Source organism: Lysobacter yangpyeongensis (assembly GCF_042655745.1).
In the GTDB taxonomy this organism is placed as follows: Bacteria; Pseudomonadota; Gammaproteobacteria; order Xanthomonadales; family Xanthomonadaceae; genus Agrilutibacter; species Agrilutibacter yangpyeongensis.
On record NZ_JBHSNM010000006.1, the window covers coordinates 48,513 to 64,959 of the forward strand.

The following is a 16,447-nucleotide window of genomic DNA, read 5'->3' on the forward strand; positions in this document are numbered from 1 at the left end:
ACGGCAGGAAAGCTGACGACACGTGCCGGCGCCCCGGCTTGCGCCGCGATGCGGGCGAAGCGATGCCGTGGCATGCACGGCATCCCCACGATCAGATCGACAGGTGCTCGATCGCCGCGACGCTGCCGAGGCGGTCGCTCAGGCGCTTGAGCAGGGCGAGGCGGTTGTTGCGCACGGCCGCGTCGTCGACGTTGACCATCACCTTGTCGAAGAAGGCGTCGACCTGCGGACGCAGGCGCGCGAGGCGGCCGAGCACGGCGACGTAGTCGCGCGTCTGCAGCAGCGCGTCGGTGTCGTTGCACGCGGCTTCGACCGCGTCGCCGAGTTCGCGCTCGGCCGCTTCGGTGAAACGCGCCGGGTCGATCGCCGTGGGCAGCTCGCCTTCGACCTTCTTCAGGATGTTGCGGATGCGCTTGTTGGCCGCGGCGAGGGCTTCGGCTTCGGGCAGCCTGGCGAATTCGCCGATGGCCTTCAGGCGATGGTCGAAGTCGAGCAACGAGGCGGGACGCAAGGCCGCCACGGCTTCGAACTGCTGCACGGGGACACTTTGGTCGGCGTAGTAGCTGCGCAGGCGATCGATGATGAAGTCGTACAGATCGAGACCCAGTGTTTCGGTATTACGGTCAGCGCTTGGCTGTCCTCCAGGGGGCAATTGAGCGATTGCAGAGGCGATTTGCTTTCGCAAATCCAGTTCGATGCCGCCTTCGACGACTATGCGCGCCAGCCCCAAAGCATTACGCCGCAACGCAAACGCATCCTTGTTGCCGGTCGGCTTCAGGCCCGCGGCGAAGCCACCGGTCAACGTGTCCAGGCGCTCGGCAATCGCCAGCACCTGGCCCAGCTTCGACTTTGCTATCGCATCGCCGGCGAAGCGCGGCATGTAGGCCTCGTCGATCGCGTTGGCGACCTCGAGCGGCTGATTCTCCACCGCGGCGTAGTAGCGGCCGGCGATGCCCTGCAGTTCGGGGAATTCGTTGACCAGGCGCGACTGCAGGTCGGCCTTCGACAATTCGGCGGCCTTGCGCGCCAGTGCGGGATCGACGCCGACCTGCGGCGCGATTGCTTCGGCCAGCGCGGCGACGCGCGCGACCTTGTCGGCGACGGTGCCGAGCTTGGCCTGGTAGGTCACGGTCTTCAGGCCCTCGGCCATCGCGGCCAGTCCCTGCTTCATGTCCTCGACGAAGAAGAACTGCGCGTCGGCGAAGCGCGGGCGGATCACGCGCTCGTAGCCCTTGCGCACTTCGGCTTCGTTCTTCGACTCGATGTTGGCGATGCCGATGAAGCGTTCGCTGAGCTTGCCGTCGCCGTCGAGCACGGGGAAGAACTTCTGGTTCGCCTCCATCGTCGCGATCAGCGCTTCCTGCGGCACGGCGAGGAAGTCGCGGTCGAAGCTGCAGGCGATTGCCTTCGGCCACTCGGTCAGGCCGTTGACCTCTTCGAGGATGCCCGCGTCGATGCGCGCGCTGCCGCCACCGGCCTGCGCGGCGTGTTCGACTTCGCTGACGATGCGCGCGCGGCGCTCGTCCGGGTCGACCAGCACCTTCGCGCCGCGCAGCGCCTCGACGTACTCGCCGGCGCCGTTGATCCACACCGGCTTGTCGTGCAGGAAACGGTGGCCGCGGCTCATGCGGTCGGCGCGGATGCCGAGCACTTCGCCGGCGACGACGTCCTTGCCCAGCAGCAGCACCAGCCAGTGCATCGGCCGCGCGAAACCGTAGTCGTGGTCGCCCCAGCGCATCGGCTTGGGGATCGGCATCGCGGCGATGGCTTCGTTGATGATTTCCGGCAGCAACGATGCGGTGCTCGCGCCCGGCTTCACCGAGCGGCGCACGAAGCGCTCGCCCTTGGCGTCGCTGGTCTTTTCCAGCGCGGTCCATTCCACGCCGGCCTTCTGCGCGAAACCCTGCAGCGCGCGGGTCGGTTCGCCGTTGGCGTCGAGCGCGATGTTGAGGTACGGGCCGAGCACTTCCGACGCCTGCTCCGGCTGTTCCGTCGCCACGCCCGGCAGGCGCACGGCGAGGCGGCGCGGCGTGTACAGCGGCTTCGCGTCGCCGCGCTCGAAGGCGATGCCGCGCTTGGCCAGGCCGTCGAGCACGCCGTCGAAGAACGCCTGGGCGAGGCCGGGCAGGGCCTTGACGGGGAGTTCTTCGGTGCCGAGTTCGATCAGGAGCGGTTGCATCGTCATCGTGGTGCCTTTTGCTTTTGTTTTTTTCCCTTCTCCCTCCGGGAGAAGGTGGCGCGAAGCGCCGGATGAGGGTTCGGCGGAGCGAAGGAACTTGTGCAACGGAGGAAAGGGCAACGAGCGCGGTCCGGCTGCTGGTTGTCCACCCTTCCCGCTTCGTCGCACCCTCTCCCCAACCCCTCTTCCGGAGGAGAGGGGCTTCAAAGCGCGCGATCGATCACGCCGCTTCGGCGCTCTTCTTCACCACCGGAAAACCCAGCTTCTCGCGCTGCGCGTAGTACGCCTCGGCGACGCCCTGCGCGATCCTGCGCACACGCAGGATGTAGCGCTGGCGTTCGGTCACCGAGATCGCGCGGCGCGCGTCGAGCAGGTTGAAGCTGTGCGAGGCCTTGCACACCTGGTCGTAGGCGGGCAGCGGCAGGCCCAGTTCGATCAGCCTGAGCGCCTCGGCTTCGCACGCGTCGAAGCGGTGGAACAGCTCCTCGACATTCGCATGTTCGAAGTTGTACGCCGACTGCTCGACTTCGTTCTGGTGATACACGTCGCCGTAGGTGACCGGCGTGCCGTCGGGGCCGTGCGTCCAGACGAGGTCGTAGACGTTGTCGACGTTCTGCAGGTACATGCACAGGCGCTCGAGGCCGTAGGTGATCTCGCCGAGCACCGGGCGGCATTCGAGTCCGCCGGCCTGCTGGAAGTAGGTGAACTGGGTGACTTCCATGCCGTTCAACCACACTTCCCAGCCCAGACCCCACGCGCCGAGGGTGGGCGATTCCCAGTTGTCCTCGACCAGGCGCAGGTCGTGCACCAGCGGATCGACGCCGAGCGCCTTGAGCGAATCGAAGTACAGCTCGACGATGTTGTCCGGCGAGGGCTTCATCACCACCTGGTACTGGTAGTAGCGCTGCAGGCGGTTGGGGTTCTCGCCGTAGCGGCCGTCGGTGGGGCGGCGGCAGGGCTGCACGTAGGCGGCGTTCCACGGTTCCGGGCCCAGCGCGCGCAGGAAGGTCGCCGGGTGGAAGGTGCCGGCGCCGACCTCGAGGTCCAGCGGCTGGATCAGCACGCAGCCGCGCTCGGCCCAGTAGGCGTTGAGGCGCTGGATCAGCTGCTGGAAGGTCGGCGCACTGGCTTGTGACATGGGTTCGGGAAGGCCGCGGGGCAAAGCGCGGTAGTATAGCGACGGGGCTTGCGGCAGCTGGTTTTTCGATGTTCGCGCGGCCCACCGGCAAATGGTTTTTCTGATCCGCCTGACGGTGTTTCCATGACCTTGCAGTGCCGTCCGTGGCGCAACCGCATCGGCTTCGGATCGTCCGGCCCGGCCATCCATGGCCGGGCGTTCGGTGCCGCAGCCGATGCCGACAGGGCATCGGCTTGACGCGGCATCCTCACCCCTTCCTCATCCTCGAAACCGGCCAGCCGGTCGCTTCGATGCGCCGCCATCGCGGCTTCCCGCACTGGATCCGCGTCGCCGCCGGGCTGGAACCGGACGATGCCGTCGTGGTGAACGTCGAGGCCGGGCAGGCGCTGCCGTCGCGCGAGGGGTTCGCCGGCGCGATCGTCACCGGCTCGGGCGCGATGGTCACCGACCGCCACGACTGGAGCGAGCGCGCGGCCTCCTGGCTGCGCGAGGCCGCGCACGACGGCCTGCCGCTGTTCGGCATCTGCTACGGGCATCAGCTGATCGCGCATGCGCTGGGCGGCGAGGTCGACTACCACCCGGCGGGCCGCGAGATGGGCACGGTGCAACTGGAGCTGCATCCGCAGGCGGGCGAGGATCCGCTGTTCGCGGGCCTGCCGGCGCAGTTCCCGGCGCAGGCGACCCATCTGCAGAGCGTGCTGCGCGCGCCGGCGGGCGCGACGGTGCTGGCGAAGTCCGACCACGACGCCTGCCACGCCTTCCGCTGGGGCGATCGCGCCTGGGGCGTGCAGTTCCACCCCGAGTTTTCCGCCACGCACATGCGCGGCTACGTGCACGCCCGCGAGGAGGCGCTGGCGCGCGAGGGCCGCTGCCACAGGCAGGTGGCACGCGGCGTCAGCGCCACGCCGCACGCGCGGCTGGTGCTGCGGCGGTTCGTGCGCCACGCGCGACAATTGCCGCGCTGATTCCACCGGCATTCCCTACCCGCATTTTTCACCCGGGCATTGGACCCGGCCCGGCGCGCCCCCATCCTGCGGCGCGCCCTTCCCCCACGGAGATGTGATGACCACTCGCGCCAACGGACCGCTGGCAGGCCTGGCCTGGCTCAAGCGCGGGCTCAATGTCGGGCGAACCAACCCGCGTGCCGTCTTCGGCGGCGCATCGCTGTTGATGGTGGCGGCGCTGGTGCCGGGCGTGCTGCAGGTCTTCGCGCATGCGCTGCTGCGGCCCGGCCCGGGCCTGGCGGCGGTCATCGCCGCGCTGACCACCGTCGTCAGCGTGATCCTGCTCGGCCCGCTGATGGGCGGCTACCTGCGCGTGATCGATGCCAGCGAACGCGGCGTGCCCGCGCATGCCGCCGACGTGCTGGCGCCGTTCCGCGATGCGCACGATGCACGGCGCATGATCGTCTTCAGCTTCGTCATGCTGCTGGTGCAGCTGGGCGCGTTCACCGTGATCATGGCGATCTTCGGCGGCGTCATGGAGGCCCTGCAGGCCTGGTCGGCCAGCCTGGCCGAGCTGCTGCAGAACGCGAAGCCCGGCCAGCAGCCCGCGGTGCCGGCGCCGCCGGAGGGCGTCGGCGGTCTTTTCAGCCTGGCCGGCCTGTTCGCGCTGTTCGTCGCGGCGGTGTTCGCAATCGGACTCGGGCAGCTGGTGCTGCGCGGGCGCAGCGTCGGTGCGGCACTGCTGGAAGGCCTGTCCGGCGCCTCACGCAACCTGTTGCCGCTGCTGGTAATGGCGGTGGTCATCATCGCGGCGGTGATGGCCGCGAGCTTGGCCGCGCTGCTGGTCGCCACCGTCCTCAGCCTGCTGCATCCGACCCTGGGGGTGCTGGCGGTGCTGTTGCTCTATCTGGGCGCGATGCTGGCGCTGTACGCGGTGATGTTCGGGGTCATGTACCACTTCTGGCGGGACGTGGCCGGCGACACGCCGGCGCCCGCGATCGCGGGCTTCGAAGCCTGATCGCGCGCCCATCGCCGGTATCGCCGGGCCCCGGGCGCGGAGGGAAAACTCGCGCCCGCTGCCCGCTTCTGGAATAATTCGCGCTCTTTGACCCGCCGGCGCAGGCCGTCCGTGGTCCGGGAACACGTCCCAGGCATTGCTGTAGGAACCCGCCCCTCGTGCGCAATTACGACCTCGAATTCCTCAAGAAATTCTCCATGGTGATCGCCTTCCTGGTGATGGTGACCCTGGGCCTGATCATCGGTGCCTACTACGTGCACCAGCAGCTGCCGGCGGAAGTGAGCCCGATCGCCGCCAAGCGCACCGAGATGCGCATCGCGCCGGCCGGCGCGGTCTATGCCGGCAGCACCGGCGCCGCCGCGCAGCAGGCCGCCCAGGCCGCCGCCGCCGCCCAGGCCGCCTCGCAGGTCGCCTACGGCGGCACCACCGACGGCTCGGTGATCTTTGGCCAGCTGTGCACCGGCTGCCACACCTCCGGCGCCGGCGGCGCCCCGACCCTGGACCAGGCCCACTGGGGCCCGCGCATCGCCCAGGGCAAGGACACGCTGTACAAGCACGCGATCGAAGGCTTCACCGGCAGCGCCGGCGTGATGCCGGCCAAGGGCGGCAACCCGGCCCTCACCGACGAACAGGTCAAGGCCACCGTCGACTGGATGCTGTCGAACATCAAGTAAGTTCGACCCACGACTTCCGCAACGCCGCCTCCGGGCGGCGTTGTCGTTTTCGGCCCGGCCGTCATGGCCGCGCCCGTAGAATGCGCACATGAACGCACCCACGTTCCCCACCGAATCCGCATCGCTGCGGCTGCCCGGGCCGGTCGGCGACCTGGAAACCGCCGTCGACCTGCCCGAGGGGCCGGCGCAACCGATCATCGCGATCGTCTGCCATCCGCTGCCCACCGAGGGCGGCACCATGCACAACAAGGTGGTGACGATGGCGGCGCGCGCGCTGCGCGAATCGGGCATCGCCACGGTGCGTTTCAACTTCCGCGGCACCGGCGCCTCGCACGGTCAGTTCGACCACGGCCAGGGCGAATCCGATGACCTGCGCACGGTCGCGCGCTGGGTGCGCGAACAACGGCCGGAGGCGCAGCTGTGGCTGGCCGGCTTCAGTTTCGGTTCCTACGTGACGATCAAGTGCGCGGCGGAACTGCAGCCGGGCATGCTGATCTCGATCGCACCGCCGGCCGCGGGCCGCAATTGGGACTTCGGCGCGATCACGCTGCCGGACTGCCCGTGGCTGATCATCCAGGGCGATGCCGACGAAATCGTCGAGCCGCAGGCCGTGTACGACTGGGTGGAATCGATCCGCCCGCAGCTGCGCCTGGCGCCGGAGCTCGTGCGCATGCCCGACACCAGCCACTTCTTCCATCGCCGCCTGATGGACCTGCGCGGCGCGATCAAGACCGCCATCCGGCCGTACCTGCCCAACCCGGTCGCCGACTGAGTGATGCCGATGCCCGCACGCGCGAACGAGGCGAGGGGCGAAGCCGTGCCCGCGACATCCCGTCTTCCCGGAGCCCGTTCGTGAGCGAAGCGGCCCGGCTGCCCTCGCAGCGCTATGCCGACGGCGTCGCGCGCGGCGAGTGGAACGACGATCCGGCGCAGCACGCCGCCTTGCGCGAACTCGACCGCCTGCACGCGCTGCTGGTGCAGCCGGTGAAGCGTGGCTTGTTCGACAGCCTGTTCGGCCGCAAGACCGAAACGCCGAAAGGCCTGTACCTGTGGGGCGGCGTCGGTCGCGGCAAGACCTTTCTGATCGATCTGTTTTTCGACGGACTGCCGATCGCCGAGAAGCGCCGCACCCACTTCCACCGCTTCATGCGCGAAGTGCACGCCGCGCTGCGCGTGCACGCCGGCGAAAGCGATCCGCTGGCGAAGATCGCGCGCGACTGGCGCCGGCAGTTGCGCGTGCTGGTGCTCGACGAATTCTTCGTCAACGACATCGGCGACGCGATGCTGCTGGGACGCCTGCTCGAACGCCTGTTCGCCGAGGGCGTGGCGCTGGTCACCAGCTCCAACACCGCGCCGCAGAACCTGTATGCACATGGCCTGCAGCGCGAACGCTTCCTGCCGGCCATCGCGCAGCTGCGCGCGCACACGGTGGAACTGCTGCTCGACAGCCCCAACGACTACCGCCTGCGCGCGCTGACCCGGTCGCCGGTGTATCGCGCGCCGCTGGATGCGCAGTCCGAGGAATGGCTGGCCTCGCGCTGGCGCGAACTCACCGCCGGCCTGCCGCAGGACCCGTGCGCGAATGCCGCCGGCGCGATCGAGATCGACGGCCGCGAGATCCCGGTGCGCGCCACCGCCGAAGGCCATGCGTGGTTCGACTTCGCCGCGCTGTGCGAAGGCCCGCGCGCGGCCAGCGACTACATCGAGATCGCGACCGAGCACCACACCGTGCTGCTCGGCGGCATCCCGCAGCTCGACGACACCCGCAACGATCCGGCGCGCCGCTTCGTGCACCTGATCGACGAGCTCTACGACCGCCACGTCAACTTCGTCTGCACCGCGGCGGCGGCGCCGACCGAACTGTACGTGGGCAGCAAGCTCAACCACGCGTTCGAGCGCACCACCTCGCGCCTGATCGAGATGCAGTCGGCCGAATACCTGGCGCTGGAGCATCGCGGCTGAGGCGGGCGACGGCGCGGCGACATTCGTACGATCGCGGTGGCGCCCCGTATCGCTGCAGCAGCGCGACTCACCACGATTCCACGATGGCCGGGCGCACAATGATGCGCCGCCCACGGAGCCGTCGCCATGAATCCCGATGAAGCCGCGATCCGCGACCTGGTCGACCGCTGGATGGCGGCGACGCAGGCGGGAGACACCGCGGCGGTGCTCGAACTGATGACCGAGGACGCGGTGTTCCTCGTGCCGGGTCGCCCGCCTTTCGGCAAGCGCGAGTTCGCGCAGGCCATGCAGGCGCAGGCCGGTGCCGCGATGCGGTTCGACGGCCGCAGCGAGATCGAGGAGATCCAGGTGCACGGCGACTGGGCCTTCATGCGTTCGCATCTCACCGTCACCGCGACGGCGCCGGGCCAGGCGCCCGTCGTGCGCGCCGGGCACACGCTGAGCGTATTGCACAGGGACGGCGCACGCTGGCGCCTGGCGCGCGACGCCAACCTGCTGGTGGCGGTCGCATCGCCATGAACGCGCGAGCGGCGCGCGCAGTGCTCGTCGTCGCCGTGGCCGCAGCGACGGCCGGCTGCGCGTCGCTGCGCGAATCGGCCGCCGCATCGCGGTGCGCGGCCGACGCGCAATCGATGGTCCAGGAAACGCTGTACTTCGGCACGCAGACGCCCGACGGCAGCGTGACGCCCGCGCAGTGGTCGCAGTTCCTCGCCGAAACGGTGACGCCGCGCTTCCCGCAGGGCCTGAGCGTGTGGCCGGCGTCGGGGCAATGGCGCGGCACCGACGGCTCGATCGCGCGCGAAGCCTCGTACGTGCTCACCCTGCTGCACGGTGACGATCCCGCGAGCGACGCCGCGGTCCGCGCGATCGCCGACGACTACCGCCGGCGCTTCCGCCAGGAGGCGGTGATGCGCGTGCGTGCGCCCGCCTGCGTGTCGTTCTGATCAGCCGCCGCGCGGACGCAGGCGCAGCAACGCGTAGGTCACCACCAGCACGGCGAGCGCGATGCCGATCGCCAGCCATTCCTTGCGCGTGAGCGTGGCGGTGATCGCCACCATCGCGGCGATCGCCAGCAACGGAATGAGGAACCCGCCCGGCAGCACGAACGGCGCATCGCCGCGCTCGCGCAGGTCCCGCGCCTGCGCGCGCCACGCGGCGATGCTGACCAGGCCGTAGACCAGGCAGATCGCGCCGCCGGAGATCAGCGCCAGCGCGTCGAAGTTGCCGCCGAGCGCCAGCGCCCACGCCAGCAACGCATGCGCCGCCAGCGCCCACAGCGGCACGCGGTGCGTCGCGCTCACCGTGCCGAACACGCGCGGCAGGTAGCCGTCGCGCCCGAGCGCGAACACCAGGCGCGCGGTGCCGAACAGGTTGCCCATCAGGAAGCCGGTCATCGAGATGCAGGCGGTGACCAGCAGCAACACGCGCCCCGGCGCCCACAGCGCGCCCGCGGTGTCGGCGACCGGCACGCCGCTGGTCGCCAGATTCGGCCCGAGCAGACCCTGGCCGACGACCTGCAGCGCCAGATACAGCAGCACCACCAACACGATCGCCACCAGCGTCGCGCGCGGCACGTCGCGCGCCGGATCGTTGAGTTCGCCCGACGGAATCAGCGCGGTTTCCATGCCCGAATACGCGAACATCACCAGTACCATCGACGCGCCCAGCGCGCTCCACGACGGCACTTCGTCGATCGCGAAACTCACCTGCGACCAGTCGACGAAGCACAGGCCGATCGCCGCCAGCGCGAACAGCGGCGTGAGTTTCAATGCCGCCAGCGTGGTGATGGTGCGCGCGCCGAGCTTCACCCCGAACGCGTTGAGCGCGAACAGCACGCCGTACACCGCGGTGAGCAACAGCGCGCGCGGCAGCGGTGGCGCGAACGCGGGCACCAGGTTCGCGACCTGCACCGACAGCGCCGCGGCCACGCCCGCGCTCGAGGTGAAGTTGCTGATCCACATCAGCGCGCCGCCGAGGAAACCGGCGAACGGACCGAAGGTGGCGCTCAGATAGCTGTACGGACCGCCGGTCACCTGCACGCGGCTGCCGACCGCGGCGAAGCACAGCGCGATCGGAATGATCGCCAGCGCGCCGGCCAGCAACGCCAGCGGCGCGGTCGCGCCCATCTGCGTCGCCAGCGCCGAAGGCATGCGGAAGATGCCGCCGCCGACGATGATGTTGATCACCGCCGCAGTCAGCGCGAAGGCGCCCACCGCGCGCAGCAGCGCGGCGTCGCCCTGTAGCGCCGAGGGGCGGGTGGAGGCGGAATCGTTCATCGATCGTGTCCTGCGGAATCGCCGCAGGGTCGCATGCGACCGCGCCCGCTCCAAGTGCGGGCGCAGCATGTGCTCATGCCTGCGGCTGGAGCGATTGCAGGAAGCGATCTACCGCCGCGGTATACGCCGAGGGTTCGCCGAGGGCGGCATTGATGTCGCCGTGGCCGAGGTCCTGTTCCAGCACCTGCGCGCGGCGTCCGAGGCGTTGCGCCTTCGCGACGAAGGCGTGCGCCTGCGGGCACGCATTCGCACGCTGCGTCGAGCACACCACGAGCATCGGCACGCCCGGCGCCGTCAGTTGCGCGACCGGCGAGGCGGCGCGCCAGTACGAGCGGTCCGGGCCGAAGGCTTCGTCGTAGAGCTTGGGGTGCGGCCGCGCCATGAGCGCTTCGGTGTCGAGTGCGGCGCTGTCCAGCAGCAGCGCGCCGCGCAGCGGCCGCGCATGGGCCTGCGCCAGCGCCGTCGGCGTGGCCGCGAGCAACGCGCCCAGGTGCGCGCCGGCCGAGTGCCCGGCCAGCACGAAGCGGTCCGGATCGCCGCCCCAGCGCGCGCTGTCGCGTTGCGCACTGGCGATCGCCGCGGCGACATCGCGCGCCTGCGTGAGCGGGTCGGCGTCGGGCAGCATCCGGTAGTTGGCGGAAATCACCACGTAGCCCTGCGCGGTCCAGTGCCGCACCTTGGCCGTCACCACGTTGGCGGCCTGCTTGTCGCCGCGCTTCCAGCCGCCGCCGTGCACGAGGAAGAGCGTGGGCGCATGCGTCGCGCCGCGTGGCGCGTACACGTCGAAACGCTGGGCGCGGTCGCTGCCGTAGGCCTGGTCGCGCCAGATTTTCACGTTGCCGGGAAGATCCGCCGGATCGACCGATTCGGTACGCCGCTGCGCCACACGCTCGGCCAGGCGTTCGCGCCAGCGTCCACGTGCCTGTGCCGCCGGTGGCGGGATCGCCGCGCACACGCTGCATGCCACGATGCACAACACCGCTATCCGCCGGGAAAGCCTCATTCGTCTGCTCCGTTGCACGGCGCCGTGCGCCCCGGGGCAGGCAACGCGCGAGCGCGGCGGCGGTTGACGCGCGCCGGTGGCTTCGGCTCGTTTGGCACGGGTCGGCGCCGGCGTTGGCGGTAGCATCGGCGCTTTCCATCCGCCGGGATTCCCATGCGCCGTCTCGTTCTGCTGCCCGTCGCGCTGTGCGCGCTCGCCGTCCATGCGCAAGCCGCGTCGCCCGCACCCATGCAACGCCCCGAAGTCGCCGCGGCCGCGAAGGCCGAGAGCGCGCAACTGATCGCGTGGCGCCGCGACTTCCACGAACACCCGGAACTGTCCAACCGCGAACAGCGCACCGCGGCGAAGGTCGCCGAGCACCTGCGCTCGCTCGGACTCAAGCCGCGGACCGGCATCGCGCACCACGGCGTGGTCGCGATCATCGAAGGCGGCAAGCCCGGGCCGAAGCTCGCGTTGCGCGCCGACATGGACGCCCTGCCGGTCACCGAACAGACCGGGCTGCCCTTCGCCTCGAAGGTGACCGATACCTTCAACGGCCAGACCACCGGCGTCATGCACGCGTGCGGGCACGACGGCCACACCAGCATCCTGCTCGGTATCGCCGACGCGTTGGTGGCGATGCGCAAGGACCTGCCCGGCTCGGTGATGCTGGTCTTCCAGCCCGCCGAAGAAGGCGTGCCGCCCGGCGAGAACGGCGGCGCGCCGATGATGCTGGAAGAAGGCGTGTTCAAGGATTTCAAACCCGACGCGATCTTCGGCCTGCACGTGTTCTCGACGCTGCAGGCCGGGCAGATCGGCGTGCGGCAGGGACCGCTGATGGCCGCGTCGGACCGGTTCACGATCAGGGTGCACGGTCGACAGACGCACGGTTCGCGGCCGTGGGGCGGGATCGATCCGGTCGTCGCCGCCGCCGACATCGTCGGCACGGCGCAGACGATCGTGTCGCGCCGCACCGATCTGGCGAAGCTGCCCGCGGTGGTCACCTTCGGCACGATTCACGGCGGCATCCGCTTCAACATCATTCCCGACGACGTCGAGCTGAGCGGCACCATCCGCACCTTCGATGCGGGCATGCGCGAGAAGATCTTCGCCGACCTGGAGAATGTCGCGCAGCACGTCGCCGCGGCGCACGGGGCCACGGTCGAAGCGAAGGTGCCCGACGCGAAGGGCAACCCGGTGACGGTGAACGATCCCGCGCTCACCGCGCGCATGCGCCCGAGCCTGGAAGCCGTCGCCGGCAAGGACAACGTGATCGAACCGCCGCTGCAGATGGGCGCGGAGGACTACGCGTATTTCGCGAAGGAAGTGCCGTCGATGTACTTCTTCGTGGGCAGCACCGCCCGGGGCACCGATCCGGCCACCGCCCCGAGCAACCATTCGCCGCAGTTCGCGATGGACGAGTCGGCGCTGGATCTGGGCTTCCGCGCGATGCTGCAGGTGACGCTGGATTTCCTGCAGGGGGCGGGCGGGGGCTGAGCGCCCTTGGCGTGGCGGGACTTTTCCACTGCGCCTGTGACTTCCTCTTCTCCCCGCACCAGCGGGGGAGAAGATGCCCGACGGGCAGTTGAGGGGCGCTTTTGCTCTTGTTGTTGCTTTCGCGACACCTCCCCTCACCCTGCATTGCTTCGCAATGCGGTCCCTCGCTCTGCCCCCGGCCCTTGCGCGTAGCGCAAGGGCGTTCAGTCGGGCGTGCGCCAGTGGCGCACAAGCGCCCGCCTTCGCCCCGCAAGCGGGGCGAGGGGTGTGTTTGCGGGCGAGGGAGGTTTTTGGCTCTTGCCCTTCTTCTCCCCGCATCAGCGGGGAGAAGATGCCCGAAGGGCAGATGAGGGGCGCTTTTGCTCTTGTTGTTGCTTTCGCGACACGTCCCCTCACCCTGCGTCGCTCCGCGACGCTGTCCCTCGCCCTGCCCCCGGCCCTTGCGCGTAGCGCAAGGGCGTTCAGTCGGGCGTGCGCCAGTGGCGCACTAGCGCCCGCCTTCACCCCGCAAGCGGGGCGAGGGGGGAGTGTGCCGGGGCAGGTGAGGGCGCCTTTCGCCCTACAAGATCGGCGCCAGCCCCGCCCCGAACGCGGTGAACATGCGCGTGGTCAGCGACTTCAGTCCGATATTGACCTCGGGGAAATCACCGACCGGGCGATAGCAGGCGCGGAAGCGCGGATGGCTGCGCGGCAGCGGCTCGGGACACGCCGGGCCCGGCACGAATTCGTAGCTGGTCGCGTAGCGCATCGGCCACAGGTCGAACACCGGCATGTGCTCGGACACCTTGCCGATCGAATACTCCAGCCCGGAGAACACCGGCGGCTTGTCGCGCGGCGCGATCACCCAGGCGTTGTCGGGCCGGATGTCGCGGCGGATGCTTTCGGCGAGCGCATGCGCGAAGGTTTCGTCCTCGATCACCAGCGCGCTCTCGGTGTTGTAGTTGTCGCCGCGCGGATCGAAGTTGTGCGTGCCGATCACGCCGATGCGCTCGTCGATCACCACCGACTTGGCGTGCAGGCCGATGCGCACGCCGGCGCGCTTGAGCGGCACCGGTTCGTTGGAACGGCGGCGGGCGTAGCGCTTGGCCGCGTATTCGCGCGAGAGCGGCGCCTGGTACGGGCGATACAGCACGCTGCGCCGGTCGTAGATGCCGCGACTGCCGGAGGCGGCGGCCGCGGGACGGCGGCGACCGCCCGAGCCGGAGGAACCTGCCGGCGAGCCCGAACCCGGGCCCAGCCGCGCCATCGCCTCGCTCGGGCCGTGATCGCCCGCGAACAGCGCCGGCAGGTCCGCCCCGGTGGCGGCGATGTCGATCGGCGCGTCGAGCGGAAACGGCTTGTACTCGTAGATGTCGAAGCCGAATTCGCGCAGGTAGCGACGCTTGTACTTGTACGACAGCGCGTAGGCGATGAACGCGTCGGTCGAGGCCAGCGAATTGGTCGACACGATCACCTTCGGACGCTGTGCGCGATCGCGCGCGTGCATGCGCCGGAACATCGCCTGCGCCGGCTTGGACATCACCAGGTACGGCGTCTGCAGCAGCACTTCGTCGTGCGCGGTTTCGATCAGCTGGCGCAGGGCGTCGGATGTCCACTCGCGCTCGCGGCCGGCGCTGCGCTGCTTGCTCGGCGTATCGGACACGTAGTGCACCGCGCCGACCGGAATGGCCGCGGCGACCAGGCGCTGCGTCACCACCGCGGCGTCGGCGGCCTCGTCGCGCATCGCCTGCGCGCGTTGCGGGCGCTCGAACTCCGGCGCAGGCAACGCGGGAACGCCGCCGTCGATCAGCCGCTTGCCGACATCGGTGAGGTACTCCACGGGCACGCTGCGACGATCGTTCCAGAAGGCGACGAAGGCCTCGTCCATGGTCGCGGCGACCGGCCCGGCAACCAGCACGTCGCGGTCGCGGAAGTTGAACTCGCGGTCCCAGTCGTAATAGTCGTCCTGGTAGTTGCGCCCGCCGGTGATGCCCACGGCGCTGTCGACCAGCAGCACCTTGGAGTGCATGCGCTGGTTGAGCCGGCGCCAGCAGCACGCCGCCGCCAGCGCGTACTGCGGGTAGTTGATGCGCGCGCGGTGCAGCACCGGGTTGTAGATGCGCACCTCGAGGTTGGCGTGCGCGCCGGCCAGCGCGGCGAGCGTCTCCACGCGCCGCAGCGCCGACAGCTGGTCGAGCAGCACCCGCACCTTCACGCCGCGACGCGCGGCGCGCAGCAGTTCGTCGAGCACGAGCTGGCCGGCGTCGTCCTCGTCGAAGATGTAGGTCTGCAGGTCGATGCGGGTGGTGGCGGCGCGGATCAGGTTGATGCGCGCGAGCATCGCGTCGGGACCGCGGTCGATGATGATCGCGTAGTGATGCGGCTGTTCCGGCGTGGATTCGGCCAGCGCGCGCGCGGCGAGGTCGCGCAGCGGCGAGGGCTGCGCGCATTTGTCGAGCGCCGCGCACTCGACCGCGGTCGGGCGCGCCGCGGCGACGATGGCGGCGCTCTGCTCGCGCTGCGCGGGGGACAGGCTGGCACAGGCCGCGAGCGCGAGCGCGCACGCGGCCAGGAAAAATCGGGGGAGGCACTTCATGGGCCGCGATTTTACGGGGCGCTGACCGACGGAGGCGTGTCCAGCACACGCACGCGCAGGCGGAAGCTGACATCGTCGGTCAGCGCCCAGCGCCAGCTTTCCACGCCGTAATCGGTGCGCAGCACGCGGCCCTGCGCGACCACGTCGCAATCGTGCGCCGGCCGCGCGCACGCCGCCGGAGCCACCAGGAACGCCTCGCGACGGCTGATCCCGTGCATGGTCAGCGTGCCGTACAGCCAGCCGCCGCTCGCCAGCAGTTCGGGCGGATACGGTTCGGAACGGAATTCCACCCAGGGGTGATGGGCGGCGTCGAGGAAGTTCTCGCCGCGCGCGAAGCGGGTGTAGCGCCGCGAGCCTTCGACGTCGACCGCGGCGGTGGCCAGACGGATATGCACTTCGTGGCGGCCGTCGGCGCGCTGCACGACTTCGCCGTCGTAGCGCGGGAAGCGGCCGCTGATGGTCTGGCCCCAGCGCGTCTGCAGGTCGAAGTCGATGCGGCTGCGCGCAGGATCCAGGGCCTGCGCGGTCGCGGCGAACGGCAGCGCGAAGGCGAACGCCGCGGCGATCAGCGCAAGCACGATACGGCGAGGCACTGCGTCGGAATCACGGCCACCAGAAGGCGCTGAGCTGCGCGACACCGGGCTCCAGCGCGGCGCCGGCCGGGACGGTCAGCACCGCGATGCCCGCCGGCGGCATGCCGCGGTAGTCGCCGGACTGGCCGCTGTGCAGCAGCGCGGCGAGCTGCTCGAAGCCGGGATTGTGGCCGACCATCAACAGCCGTTCCGCCTGCAGGTGCGCATCGGCCAGATCGATCAGGGTGCCGGGCGTGGCCTCGTAGATCGACGGTTCGATGCGCTGGTCGACGTAGCCGATCGCGCCGAGCACCGCTTCCAGCGTCTCGCGCGAGCGCCGCGCCGGCGAACACAGCACGCAGTCGGGCACCAGCCGGTTCTCCGCGAGCCAGCGCCCCGCCGCCTCGGCTTCGGCGAGGCCTTCGGCGGACAGCGGCCGGTCGAGATCGGCCTGGCCGGACGCGGCGGCTTCGGCGTGGGCGTGACGGAGCAGGATCAGTTCGCGCATGGGCTTCCAGTACCGGGAACGGGGAACGGGGAACGGGGAACGGGGAACGGGGAACGGGGAACGGGGAAGCGACAACAGGTGAACGTCGAGGCGACGGGGAACGAGTCACACAGGGCTGTTGC

The 16,447-nt window shown here is 70.1% G+C and carries 15 protein-coding genes; 8 read left to right on the forward strand and 7 right to left on the reverse strand.

All coding sequences use genetic code 11. The features are described 5' to 3' along the window. Positions 1-91: 91 nt before the first annotated feature. Positions 92-2,185 carry a glycine--tRNA ligase subunit beta gene (gene glyS, locus ACFPN1_RS14070; protein ID WP_386755773.1) on the reverse strand — a complete coding sequence of 698 codons (2,094 nt, stop codon included), beginning with the start codon at positions 2,183-2,185 and terminating at the stop codon, positions 92-94. 214 nt (positions 2,186-2,399) lie between these two features. Continuing rightward, the gene (glyQ, locus tag ACFPN1_RS14075) at positions 2,400-3,317 is read right to left on the reverse strand and encodes a glycine--tRNA ligase subunit alpha (protein WP_386755775.1); all 918 of its coding nucleotides are present in this window, start codon (positions 3,315-3,317) and stop codon (positions 2,400-2,402) included. Between the two features lie 233 nt (positions 3,318-3,550). Between glyQ and ACFPN1_RS14080 the strand changes: the two genes are divergently transcribed. From ACFPN1_RS14080 to ACFPN1_RS14110, 7 genes are all read left to right on the forward strand, one after another. Further along, positions 3,551-4,282: a glutamine amidotransferase gene (locus ACFPN1_RS14080; RefSeq protein WP_386755776.1), complete on the forward strand. Its 732-nt coding sequence runs from the start codon at positions 3,551-3,553 to the stop codon at positions 4,280-4,282. A gap of 97 nt (positions 4,283-4,379) precedes the next feature. Then, on the forward strand, positions 4,380-5,279 hold the full coding sequence (locus ACFPN1_RS14085) for a hypothetical protein (protein ID WP_386755777.1): 900 nt from the start codon (positions 4,380-4,382) through the stop codon (positions 5,277-5,279). A gap of 158 nt (positions 5,280-5,437) precedes the next feature. Further along, positions 5,438-5,953, forward strand: coding sequence for a c-type cytochrome (locus ACFPN1_RS14090; protein WP_386755779.1), 516 nt, complete (start codon positions 5,438-5,440; stop codon positions 5,951-5,953). An 88-nt stretch (positions 5,954-6,041) separates the two neighbouring features. Then, positions 6,042-6,725 carry an alpha/beta hydrolase gene (locus tag ACFPN1_RS14095; protein ID WP_386755780.1) on the forward strand — a complete coding sequence of 228 codons (684 nt, stop codon included), beginning with the start codon at positions 6,042-6,044 and terminating at the stop codon, positions 6,723-6,725. 80 nt (positions 6,726-6,805) lie between these two features. Further along, entirely contained in the window at positions 6,806-7,915 is a 1,110-nt protein-coding gene (gene zapE, locus ACFPN1_RS14100; RefSeq protein ID WP_386755781.1) for a cell division protein ZapE, read from the forward strand. Between the two features lie 126 nt (positions 7,916-8,041). Next, positions 8,042-8,434, forward strand: coding sequence for a YybH family protein (locus tag ACFPN1_RS14105; protein WP_386755782.1), 393 nt, complete (start codon positions 8,042-8,044; stop codon positions 8,432-8,434). Beyond that, the gene (locus ACFPN1_RS14110; RefSeq protein WP_386755783.1) at positions 8,431-8,859 is read left to right on the forward strand and encodes a DUF3574 domain-containing protein; all 429 of its coding nucleotides are present in this window, start codon (positions 8,431-8,433) and stop codon (positions 8,857-8,859) included. Before ACFPN1_RS14105 ends, ACFPN1_RS14110 begins: the two co-directional genes overlap by 4 nt. On the opposite strand, the gene ACFPN1_RS14115 is transcribed toward ACFPN1_RS14110, so the two are convergent. Continuing rightward, a complete protein-coding gene (locus ACFPN1_RS14115) occupies positions 8,860-10,191 on the reverse strand; it encodes an APC family permease (protein WP_386755784.1) in 1,332 nt (443 codons plus the stop codon). It abuts the gene before it with no gap. 73 nt (positions 10,192-10,264) lie between these two features. Continuing rightward, positions 10,265-11,194, reverse strand: a complete 930-nt coding sequence (locus ACFPN1_RS14120; RefSeq protein ID WP_386755785.1) for an alpha/beta hydrolase — start codon at positions 11,192-11,194, stop codon at positions 10,265-10,267. A 153-nt stretch (positions 11,195-11,347) separates the two neighbouring features. Here ACFPN1_RS14120 and ACFPN1_RS14125 point away from each other — a divergent pair, with 153 nt between their 5' ends. Further along, the gene (locus ACFPN1_RS14125; RefSeq protein WP_386755786.1) at positions 11,348-12,670 is read left to right on the forward strand and encodes an amidohydrolase; all 1,323 of its coding nucleotides are present in this window, start codon (positions 11,348-11,350) and stop codon (positions 12,668-12,670) included. Between the two features lie 559 nt (positions 12,671-13,229). On the opposite strand, the gene ACFPN1_RS14130 is transcribed toward ACFPN1_RS14125, so the two are convergent. Genes ACFPN1_RS14130 through ACFPN1_RS14140 form a run of 3 tightly spaced genes read right to left on the reverse strand, consistent with a single transcriptional unit; the run spans position 13,230 to position 16,325 of the window. Continuing rightward, on the reverse strand, positions 13,230-15,245 hold the full coding sequence (locus ACFPN1_RS14130; protein WP_386755788.1) for a phospholipase D family protein: 2,016 nt from the start codon (positions 15,243-15,245) through the stop codon (positions 13,230-13,232). A gap of 11 nt (positions 15,246-15,256) precedes the next feature. After that, positions 15,257-15,838: a YceI family protein gene (locus tag ACFPN1_RS14135; protein ID WP_386755789.1), complete on the reverse strand. Its 582-nt coding sequence runs from the start codon at positions 15,836-15,838 to the stop codon at positions 15,257-15,259. A 10-nt stretch (positions 15,839-15,848) separates the two neighbouring features. Further along, the gene (locus tag ACFPN1_RS14140) at positions 15,849-16,325 is read right to left on the reverse strand and encodes a SixA phosphatase family protein (RefSeq protein WP_386755790.1); all 477 of its coding nucleotides are present in this window, start codon (positions 16,323-16,325) and stop codon (positions 15,849-15,851) included. Positions 16,326-16,447 lie beyond the last annotated feature (122 nt).